Raw genomic sequence first — 9,323 nt, 5'->3', positions numbered from 1 at the left:
CGTGACCGGCGGCGATCCCGAGCCGGGCGTGTTGATCGAGCCGCTCACCGTTCCCGGTCCCGGCGGCGATATCCCGGCCCGCGTCTACCGGCCCGACAACCAGGACTCCCACGCGCCGCTGATGATCTTCGCCCACTTCGGCGGCGGGGTGATCGGCGACCTGGAGACCTGCAACGCCTTCTGCTCGATCCTCGCCAGAAGCGCCCGCGGACCGGTGCTGTCCGTTGATTATCGCCTGGCGCCCGAGCACCGCTTTCCGGCAGGCCTCGAGGATGTCATGGCTGCCTACCGCTGGGGCCGCGACAATGCCGAACGGTTCGGCGCGCCGCCGGCCCAGGCAGCAATCGGTGGCGACTCCATGGGCGGCGCCTTCGCCGCAGTGCTCTGTCAGGAACTGAAGAAGGCCGGCGAGCCGCAGCCGGCCCTGCAACTCCTGATCTACCCCTGGGTCGACGTGGTCTGCGAGAGCGCGTCGATGACCACCTATGGCGACGCCTTCCCGTTGACCCGGGCGACGCTGGACTGGTTCGCCGGCCACTACATGGGTCCCGGCGACAGCCCGGCTGACCCGCGCCTGTCGCCGTTTCGCGCCCCGGACGTCTCCGGCCTCGCGCCGGCCATCGTGGTCACCGCCGGCTTCGACCCGCTGTTGGACCAGGGCGAGGCCTATGCCCGGCGGCTGAAGGAGGCCGGCGTGCCCGTGGTCTACCGCTGCTACGACGGCCTGGCCCACGCCTTCACCGCGTTCACCGGCGCGGTTCCCGGCGCCGACGTCGCCTGCCGCGAGATCGCCGGCCTGGTCCGCGAGGGTTTCGAAGGCCGCATTTCCTGATGCGGGCGCTCGTCGTCGAGCGGCTCGCGCCCGACTACGAAGGCTGCGTGGTCAAGCAAATTCCCATGCCTGACCCCGGCCCGGGCGAGGTCAGGATCAAGGTCCGCGCCGCGGCGGTGAACTTCCCCGACCTGATGCAGACCCGCGGTGAGCACCAGCACAAGCCGCCCGTGCCCTTCGTCCCCGGCATGGAGCTGGCCGGCGAGGTGGACGCCCTGGGCGATGGCGTCACAGGCTTCAGGCCCGGCGATCCGGTCTGCGGCGGCGGACGCGGCGGCATGGCGGAGTACGCCGTCCTTCCGGCGGCCGGCCTGCGCCGGAAGCCCGACACGCTTTCCTTCAGCCAGGCGGCCGGCTATCCGGTGGCCTACCTGACGGCCTACGTCGCCTTCGAGCGTTGCGCGCGCCTGCAGCCCGGCGAATGGGTCCTGATCCATGGCGCGGCCGGCGGCGTCGGCCTCGCCGCCGTCGACCTGGCCCAGATCATGGGCGCCAAGGTGATCGCCGCCTCCGCCTCCGACCAGAAGCTCGACGTCATCTCCCGCGAGTACGCCCCCGAAGCGACCGTCAACGTCACCCGGGGCTTCCGAGAGCGGGTGAAGGAACTCACCGGCGGCAAGGGCGCGGACGTCATCTACGATCCCGTCGGCGGCGACGTCTTCGATGAGAGCCTGCGCTGCATCGCCTTCGGCGGACGGATCCTCTCCATCGGCTTCACGTCGGGCCGCCTGCCGGTGCTGCCGGTCAACATCGCCCTGATCAAGGGCTTCTCGGTGATCGGCGTCCGCGCCGGCGAATACGGCCGCCAGTTCCCCGACAAGGGTCGCGAGAATCAGGCCGCCATCTGGAAGCTGGCGGAAGAGGGGAAGGTGAAACCCCGGGTCGACGCCGAGCACCCACTGAGCGACTGGCGGGCGGCTTTTGACTCGCTCGCCGACCGCAAGGTGATCGGCAAGACCATTGTGCGGCCGGATCTGTAGGGTCCCGCCTCCCAACCCTTCACATCCCTGCGTGGTTGACACGCCCCGCCTCTTCCCCTATCCACCGCCGCTCGATTTTCGACCCCGGAGCTCCCCGTGAAGCGGACTTTTCAACCGTCGCGCCTTGTTCGCGCCCGCCGCCACGGCTTCCGCCTGCGGATGTCGACGAAGAACGGCCAAAAGGTTCTGGCCCGTCGCCGCGCCAAGGGCCGCAAGCGCCTGAGCGCTTAAGCTTCCGCTGGCGCTAAGGTGTCGGCGTGTCCGACGCCCTTCCTAAAATCGAACGCCTGAAGAAGCGCCCGGATTTCCTGGCCTGCGCGCAAGGCCCGCATTGCGCGCGCGGCGCCGTGCTGGTCCAGGCCCGGTCCCGCGACGAGACGCCGCTGGTCCGCGCCGGTTTCACCGCCACCAAGCGGATCGGCGGGGCCGTCGAGCGCAACCGCGCGAAAAGGCGTTTGCGGGAAGCCGCGCGGCTCTTGCTTCCGGCGCTGGCGTCCCCAGGTTTCGACTACGTGTTCATCGCCCGAGGCGGTGTGACGACGCGCCCTTGGCCGCGTTTGCTTGACGATGTGAAAAGCGCGCTGATAAGGCTCGCCGCCGACCGCGACCGCCCTCAATCCTAAGGGCCTCTCTCCTACCGGACCGCGCCCGTTCCCATGCAAGACGATTCCAGCCGCAACACGATCATCTTCCTCGTGTGTGCGCTCGCACTGTTCATCGTCTATCAGATGTTCGTGCTTGAGCCCGCGCAGAAGCGCAAAGCCGCCGAGCTGAAGGCCCATCCGCCGGCCGCCGCCGCCCAGCTGCTGCCCGGCGCGCCGGCGCTGAACGCCCCGCCGGCGGTGACCCGCGCCGCGGCGCTGGCCGCCAGCCCCCGCGTGCCCCTGGCCGCGCCGGCGCTCAAGGGCTCGATCTCGCTGCGCGGCGGCCGCCTCGATGACCTGTTCTTGACCCAATACAAGCAGACCACCGACAAGAACTCGCCGCCGGTCGAGATGCTGCGCCCGGAAGGCACGCCCTTCCCGTGGTTCATCGACTTCGGCTGGGTCGGCCAGAACGTCCCGGGCCTGCCCGGCGCGACGACGCCCTGGACCCTGGCCCAGGGTTCGACGTTGGCGCCCGGCGCGCCGATCACGCTCACCTATGCGAACGGCCAGGGCCTGACCTTCACCCGCCAGATCGCCGTCGACGACCACTACATGTTCACGCTCACCGATACGGTCGCCAACGCCGGGGCGATTCCCGTGACGCTGGCGCCCTACGGCACGGTGCAGCGCCAGGGCGTGCCCGCCGACGTCGGCAAGACCGGCGTCGTCCACGAAGGGACCATCGGCTATCTCGACAGCCATGTGCGGGCCTTCACCTACAAGGACCTGTCGAAGAACGGCGGCTCGACCCAGGAATTCAACTCCGCCAGCGCCTGGACCGGCATCACCGACAGATACTGGCTGGCCGCCCTGATCCCCGACGCAGGCGAGCAGGTGCACGCGGTCTACCGCGACGCCAAGGCCGGCAATCTCGACGTCTATGAGGCCAACTACACGGGGGCTGCCCGCACCATCGCGCCAGGCGCCCAGGTGACCGTCACCCAGCACCTGTTCGCCGGCGCCAAGACCGTGCCCCTGCTGCAATCCTACGAGAAGACCCTCGGCATCGCCCACTTCGACGACGCGGTGGACTGGGGCCGGTTCTTCTTCTTCCTGACCCGGCCGATCTTCCTGTTCCTGACCTTCATCTACCAGCACGTCGGCACCTTCGGCGTCGCGATCCTCTTGCTCACCGTCTGCGTGCGCGTGGCTTTCTTCCCGATCGCCAACAAGCAGTACGAGTCGATGACCAAGATGAAGAAGGTCCAGCCGCTGATGGAGGACCTGCGCAAGCGCTACAAGGACGACCCGGCCAAGCAGCAGCAGGAGATCATGGCCCTGTATCAGCGGGAGAAGGTCAATCCGCTGGCCGGCTGCCTGCCGATCCTCCTGCAGATCCCGGTGTTCTATTCGCTCTACAAGGTGCTCAACATCTCCATCGAGATGCGCCACGCGCCGTTCCTGGCGTTCAGCGACCTGTCGGCGCGCGACCCGACCACGATCTGGAACCTGTTCGGCCTGATCCCCTGGAACCCGGCGCACACGCCGCTGATCGGCCAGATCCTCGACACCTCCCTGCACCTGGGCATCCTGCCGCTGGCCTACGGCTTCACCATGTTCCTGACGACCTCGATGAGCCCGCCGGCCGGCGATCCGGCCCAGCAGCGGATCTTCCAGTTCATGCCGCTGATGTTCATGTTCATCATGGCGCCCTTCGCCGTGGGCCTGCTGATCTACTGGACCTGGTCGAACGTGCTCACCACGCTTCAGCAGTACGTGATGATGCGCCGCTTCAAGGTGGACAATCCCATCGACCGGGCGCTCGCGCGGCTCTCCGGCAAGGGTAGCGGGTGAGCGAGGGCTTCACCGCCGAGGAGCTGGAGGCCGCCCGCGTCCTCTTCGCCCACGAGGTGACCTTCATGATGGGCGCCGTGGCCATCGCCGGCCTGCCGCCCGCCGACCTGCCGGAGGTGGCGTTCGCGGGCCGCTCCAACGTCGGCAAATCCACGCTGATCAACGCCGTCGCCGGGCGTCTGCACCTGGCGCGCGCTTCGAACTCGCCGGGCCGCACCCGCGAGGTGAACTTCTTCGTCGCCGACGAGAAGCTGCGCCTCGTCGACCTGCCCGGCTACGGTTTTGCGCGGGCCTCCCGCGGCGACGTGAAGAAGTTCCAGAACCTCGGCCGCGACTACCTGCGCGGCCGCCCGAACCTGAAGCGCGCCTACCTGCTGATCGACGCGCGTCATGGCCTGAAGGACGTCGACAAGGAGGCGCTGGACGCCTTCGACCTGGCCGCCGTCTCCTACCAGATCGTGCTCACCAAGGCCGACAAGCTGAAGCCCGCCGAGGTCGAGGCGGTGGTGGAGCGCACCCTCAAAGCCATCGCCAAACGCCCCGCCGCGTTCCCCCGCGTGCTGGCCACCTCCTCGGAGAAGGGGACCGGCATCCCCGAACTGCGCGCCGAGATCGTGGCGGCCTGCGCCGTCTGATGGAAGATCCTCCCCTCAAGGGGGAAGTGGCCCGGAGGGCCGGAGGGGGCTTCCCTCACGGCGAGAGCGGAAGCCCCTCAGTCAGCTTCGCTGACAGCTCCCCCAACGGGGGAGCACCTGCTAAGACACCCCCATGCTCAGCACCGACACCCGCACCGTCTTCGACGAAGACCTGAACCTTTTCCGCGACCAGGTCCGGAAGTTCTACGCGCGTGCGCTCATCCCCAACCTCGACCGCTGGGAAGAGGAAGGCGTGGTGGACCGCGGGTTCTGGCTGGCGGCGGGCGAGGCCGGGCTGCTGTGCCCGCAAGTCCCGGAGGCCTATGGCGGCCTGGGCGCCGACTACCGCTACAACACCGTGATCGGCGAGGAGCTCAGCTACGCCGGTTCGTCGGCTGGCATCACGCTCCAGTCCGACATCGTCGTCGACTACATCATCAACTATGGCTCCGAGGAGCAGAAGCAGCGCTGGCTGCCGGGCATGGTCTCCGGCCAGGTGATCACCGCCATCGCCATGACCGAGCCGGGCGCGGGCTCCGACCTGCAGGGCGTGCGCACCACCGCCGTGCGCGACGGCAACCATTACGTCGTCAACGGCTCCAAGACCTACATCACCAACGGCCAGAGCGCCGACCTGATCGTCGTGGTCGCCAAGACCGACCCGACCCAGGGCTCGAAGGGCATCTCGCTGATCCTGGTGGAGGGCGACCGGTCGGGCTTCAAGCGCGGCCGTAACCTCGACAAGATCGGCCAGAACTCCGCCGACACCTCGGAGCTGTTCTTTGAGGACGTCCGCGTACCGATCACCAACTGCCTGGGCGAGGAGGGCAAGGGCTTCTCCTACCTGATGAACCAGCTGCCGCAGGAGCGCCTGCAGATCGCCATCGCCGGCCAGGCGGGCGCCCAGCGCGCCTTCGACGAGGCGGTGAAGTTCACCAAGGAGCGTAAGGCCTTCAGACAGACCGTCTTCGACTTCCAGAACACCCGCTTCACCCTGGCCGACCTGAAGGCCAAGCTGCAGGCCGGCTGGGCGCACCTCGACTGGTGCATCGCGCGCCACCTGCAAAAGAAGCTCACCGCCGCCGAGGCGTCGGCCGCCAAGCTCTTCCACACCGAACTGCAATGGGAAGTCTGCGACGCGTCCCTGCAGCTGCACGGCGGCGCCGGCTACATGAACGACTATCCCATCGCCCGCCTGTGGCGCGACGCCCGGGTGCAACGCATCTACGGCGGGACGTCCGAGATCATGAAGGAAGTCGTGGCGCGGTCCATTTGATCCTCCCCGCCGTCGCGGGGATGGGCGGAGTCAGGGAATCCGCTTCACAACATCCCCGCCTTTCATCACGAAAACCGGATGCTCCAGCACGGTGACGTCGCGAAGCGGATCACCCGTCACGCCCACCAGATCGCCGTAGTGGCCCGGCGTCGCCTGGCCGACGTCCTTCACCCGGTCCAGCGCCTGGGCGGCGGTGAGCGTCGCGGTCTGGATCGCCTGCAGGGGCGTCGCGCCATAGCGCACCATCACCGCGAACTGCCGGGCGTTGGTCCCGTGCGGATAGACGCCCGCGTCGCTGGAGAAGATCATCTTCACGCCGGCCTTCAGGGCCTTGCGGAAGTTCTCCCGCTGGATCTCGCCGATGTCGCGGTCCTTCTGCAGGTTCTCCTCCAGCACACCGTTCTTCTTACCCTCGGCCTGGGTGTAGTCGGTGTTGTAGATGTCCATCCCGAAGTAGCTGCCGTGGGCGAGCGCCAGCTTGATGCCCTCGTCGTCGACCAGGCTCGCGTGCTCGATGGTGTCGACGCCGCCCAGGATCGCGGCCTTGATGCCATCGGCGCCGTGGGCGTGGGCGGCGACCTTCATGCCGGCGCGGTGGGCCTCGTCCACCATGGCCTTGATCTCTTCCAGGGTGAGCTGCTGGGCGCCAGGCGTGTCGCCGTGGCTGAAGACCCCGCCGGTGGCGCAGATCTTGATCACCTCGGCGCCATACTTGTGCATCTCGCGCACGCGCTTGCGGCCCTCGTCGGGGCTGTCGATCACCGCGTCGCCCTTCTGATGCATCGACGGCGGAAAGGAATTCGAGTCGCAGTGGCCGCCAGTCGAGCCGATGGCGTAGCCGGCCGGCACGATCCGCGGGCCGGGAATGAAACCGCCATCGATCGCCTGCTTGAGGCCCACATCCTCGAAATTGCGCGAGCCCACGTTGCGCACCGTGGTGAAGCCGGCCTCCACCGTTGCGCGTGCGTGGGTGGTGGCCAGGATCGGCCAGAAGCTGTCGGTCTTCTGCAGGCGGTTATAGCCGCCGAACAGCGGTGAGGACGTCAGGTGGACATGCATGTCGATCAGGCCGGGCAGCAGCGTCACACCGGGCAGGTCGACCCGCTCGGCGCCTGCCGGGACCGGGTCGCCCTGATGCTCGACCGCGTTGATCCGCCCGTCGACGATCACCACCAGCGGCTTTTCCACGTACTTGCCGGTGGCCACGTCCAGCAGCCGGTCGGCGCTCACCGCCACGGTCCTGGCCTCGGCGCCCGTCGCCAGCGCCCCGACCAGCACAGAGCCGGCCAGAGCCGCCGCCATCGTCACAATCCGCATGGGAATCCCCGCCCGCTAATGCCTCGCCCGCTGGCTTAGCACGGCCCAGCGAAGGTGACAGGGGCCGCGGCGTCCGCTATCGGAGCGCACCGTTTTCAAAGGGCGCGACCGCCGGTGACCGACGACACGCAAGGCGAAGGATGGGCGACGGCCAGGACCCTGGCCGAGGCCCTGCCCTATATCCAGCGCTACGACCGCGAGACCGTGGTCATCAAGTATGGCGGCCACGCCATGGGGGAAGAGCAGGTCGCCCGGCAGTTCGCCGCCGACGCGGTGCTCTTGAAGATGCTGGGCCTGCACCCGGTGATCGTGCACGGCGGCGGCCCGCAGATCAGCGCCATGCTGGAACGGGCCGGCGTCAAGTCGACCTTCATCGACGGGCTTCGGGTCACCGACGCGGCGACCATGGAAGTCGCCGAGATGGTCCTCTCCGGTGCGATCAACAAGGAGATCGCCAACTGGATCACGCTCGCCGGCCGCGAAGCCGACGTGCGCGGGGTGGGCCTGTCCGGCAAGGACGCGCGGCTGATCACCGTCGAGAAGGCCAAGCGCACCAAGAAGGACCCCGACAGCCGCATCGAGCGGGAGGTCGACCTCGGCTTCGTGGGCGAACCCAGCCGCATCGATCCCAAGCTGATCGAGGCGCTGATCTACGCCGACGAGGACTACATCCCCGTGATCGCCCCCATCGGCGTCGCCGAGGACGGCCAGACCTACAACATCAACGCCGACACCGTGGCCGGCGCCCTGGCCGGCGCGCTCAACGCCAAGCGCATGCTGCTGCTCACTGACGTGGCGGGCGTGCTGGACAAGAACGGCGAGCTGATCCGCCAGATGACCGTCTCCGAGGCGCGTATGGCCATCGTCGAGGGCGTCGCCACCGGCGGCATGATCCCCAAGCTGGAGACCGCCATCGCCGCGGTCGAATCCGGCGTCGGCGCCGTGGTCATCCTGGACGGACGCAAGCCGCACGCCATGCTGGTCGAACTCTTCACCGAGCATGGGGCGGGCACGCTGGTCAGCGAATGATCGCCGACCTCACCCACATCGACACCTGGCTCTTCGACCTGGACAACACCCTCTACCCGGCCGAATCCGGCTTCATGGGCGAGATCGAGCGGCGGATGACCGCCTATGTCCAGAAGGTCACCGGGCTGGAGCGCGACGACGCCTATCGGCTGCAGAAGAAATACCTCGCCGACTACGGCCTGACGCTCGGCGGCCTTGTCGAGCACCACGGGGTCGACCCGGCCGACTTCCACACCATCTTCCACGACATGTCGCTGGAGGCCCTGGCGCATGATCCCGAGTTGGTCGCGGCCATCGAACGGCTGCCGGGCCGGCGGCTGATCTTCACCAACGCCGACGCCTTCCATGCCGAGCGCGTGCTGGAACGCCTGGGCCTGACGCATCTGTTCGACGACATCTTCGACATCGGCTCGGCCGACTATGTGCCAAAGCCCGCCCGCGCCACCTTCGAGAAGATCAGCGCCGACCACGCCTTCGATCCGGCGGCCGCGGCCTTCTTCGAGGACAGCGAGCGCAACCTCGCGCCCGCCGCCGAGCTCGGCATGACCACCATCCTGGTGGGCCCGCACGCCAAAGCCTCCACCGCGCCCTTCGTTCGCTACAAGACCCCGCACCTTGCGCCCTTCCTGGCGCAGGCCCGCCTCAAGGAAGCCGCTTGATGCCCGACCATTCCGACCTCAGACGCGTCATCGAGGCCGCCTGGGAGGACCGCGAGTCCGTCAGCCACGCCACCAAGGGCCCGATCCGCGACGCGGTGCTGGAGACCATCGAGCGTCTGGACGCCGGGACGCTGAGGGTCGCCAGCCGCGAGGC

At 68.3% G+C, this 9,323-nt stretch carries 10 protein-coding genes and 1 pseudogene; 10 read left to right on the top strand and 1 reads right to left on the bottom strand.

The window, feature by feature from the left end:
- The 7 genes from E8A12_RS16495 to E8A12_RS16465 form a co-directional block, all read left to right on the top strand.
- Window positions 1-832, top strand: an 832-nt coding sequence (locus tag E8A12_RS16495) for an alpha/beta hydrolase (protein WP_293370780.1), incomplete at its 5' end; no start/stop codon positions are given.
- The gene (locus E8A12_RS16490; RefSeq protein WP_293370778.1) at window positions 832-1,812 is read left to right on the top strand and encodes an NADPH:quinone oxidoreductase family protein; all 981 of its coding nucleotides are present in this window, start codon (window positions 832-834) and stop codon (window positions 1,810-1,812) included. The genes E8A12_RS16495 and E8A12_RS16490, both read left to right, overlap by 1 nt.
- Before the next feature lie 96 nt (window positions 1,813-1,908).
- A complete protein-coding gene (gene rpmH, locus E8A12_RS16485; protein ID WP_111457208.1) occupies window positions 1,909-2,043 on the top strand; it encodes a 50S ribosomal protein L34 in 135 nt (44 codons plus the stop codon).
- A 26-nt stretch (window positions 2,044-2,069) separates the two neighbouring features.
- The gene (gene rnpA, locus E8A12_RS16480) at window positions 2,070-2,435 is read left to right on the top strand and encodes a ribonuclease P protein component (protein WP_293370772.1); all 366 of its coding nucleotides are present in this window, start codon (window positions 2,070-2,072) and stop codon (window positions 2,433-2,435) included.
- Window positions 2,436-2,468: 33 nt separating this feature from the next.
- The gene (gene yidC / locus E8A12_RS16475) at window positions 2,469-4,253 is read left to right on the top strand and encodes a membrane protein insertase YidC (RefSeq protein ID WP_293370770.1); all 1,785 of its coding nucleotides are present in this window, start codon (window positions 2,469-2,471) and stop codon (window positions 4,251-4,253) included.
- The gene (gene yihA / locus E8A12_RS16470; RefSeq protein ID WP_293370768.1) at window positions 4,250-4,888 is read left to right on the top strand and encodes a ribosome biogenesis GTP-binding protein YihA/YsxC; all 639 of its coding nucleotides are present in this window, start codon (window positions 4,250-4,252) and stop codon (window positions 4,886-4,888) included. The genes yidC and yihA overlap by 4 nt, the downstream gene beginning before the upstream one ends.
- 133 nt (window positions 4,889-5,021) lie before the next feature.
- Window positions 5,022-6,164 carry an acyl-CoA dehydrogenase family protein gene (locus tag E8A12_RS16465; RefSeq protein ID WP_293370767.1) on the top strand — a complete coding sequence of 381 codons (1,143 nt, stop codon included), beginning with the start codon at window positions 5,022-5,024 and terminating at the stop codon, window positions 6,162-6,164.
- A 30-nt stretch (window positions 6,165-6,194) separates the two neighbouring features.
- Here E8A12_RS16465 and E8A12_RS16460 read toward each other — a convergent pair whose 3' ends face one another.
- The gene (locus E8A12_RS16460; RefSeq protein ID WP_293370765.1) at window positions 6,195-7,481 is read right to left on the bottom strand and encodes an amidohydrolase family protein; all 1,287 of its coding nucleotides are present in this window, start codon (window positions 7,479-7,481) and stop codon (window positions 6,195-6,197) included.
- Window positions 7,482-7,595: 114 nt separating this feature from the next.
- On the opposite strand from E8A12_RS16460, the gene argB reads away from it, so the two are divergent.
- The 3 genes and pseudogenes from argB to E8A12_RS16445 all read left to right on the top strand — a co-directional run.
- Window positions 7,596-8,510: an acetylglutamate kinase gene (argB, locus tag E8A12_RS16455; protein WP_293370763.1), complete on the top strand. Its 915-nt coding sequence runs from the start codon at window positions 7,596-7,598 to the stop codon at window positions 8,508-8,510.
- Window positions 8,507-9,169, top strand: a complete 663-nt coding sequence (locus E8A12_RS16450) for a pyrimidine 5'-nucleotidase (RefSeq protein WP_293370761.1) — start codon at window positions 8,507-8,509, stop codon at window positions 9,167-9,169. The genes argB and E8A12_RS16450 overlap by 4 nt, the downstream gene beginning before the upstream one ends.
- Window positions 9,169-9,323 (top strand): annotated as a pseudogene (locus tag E8A12_RS16445) (2,3,4,5-tetrahydropyridine-2,6-dicarboxylate N-succinyltransferase); the annotation flags it as partial. The gene E8A12_RS16450 and the pseudogene E8A12_RS16445, both read left to right, overlap by 1 nt.

The sequence above is a fragment of the Phenylobacterium sp. genome, assembly GCF_004799395.1.
Classification (GTDB): domain Bacteria; phylum Pseudomonadota; class Alphaproteobacteria; order Caulobacterales; family Caulobacteraceae; genus Phenylobacterium.
The sequence above is the reverse complement of the archived record's forward strand: the minus strand, read 5'-3'. Positions and strand labels throughout refer to the sequence as shown.

Coding starts and splice junctions, on each gene's coding strand:
- E8A12_RS16490 (WP_293370778.1), top strand. CDS start 832: ATGCGGGCGCTCGTCGTCGAGCGGCTCGCGCCCGACTACGAAGGCTGC.
- yidC (WP_293370770.1), top strand. CDS start 2,469: ATGCAAGACGATTCCAGCCGCAACACGATCATCTTCCTCGTGTGTGCG.
- E8A12_RS16465 (WP_293370767.1), top strand. CDS start 5,022: ATGCTCAGCACCGACACCCGCACCGTCTTCGACGAAGACCTGAACCTT.
- E8A12_RS16460 (WP_293370765.1), bottom strand. CDS start 7,481: ATGCGGATTGTGACGATGGCGGCGGCTCTGGCCGGCTCTGTGCTGGTC.
- E8A12_RS16450 (WP_293370761.1), top strand. CDS start 8,507: ATGATCGCCGACCTCACCCACATCGACACCTGGCTCTTCGACCTGGAC.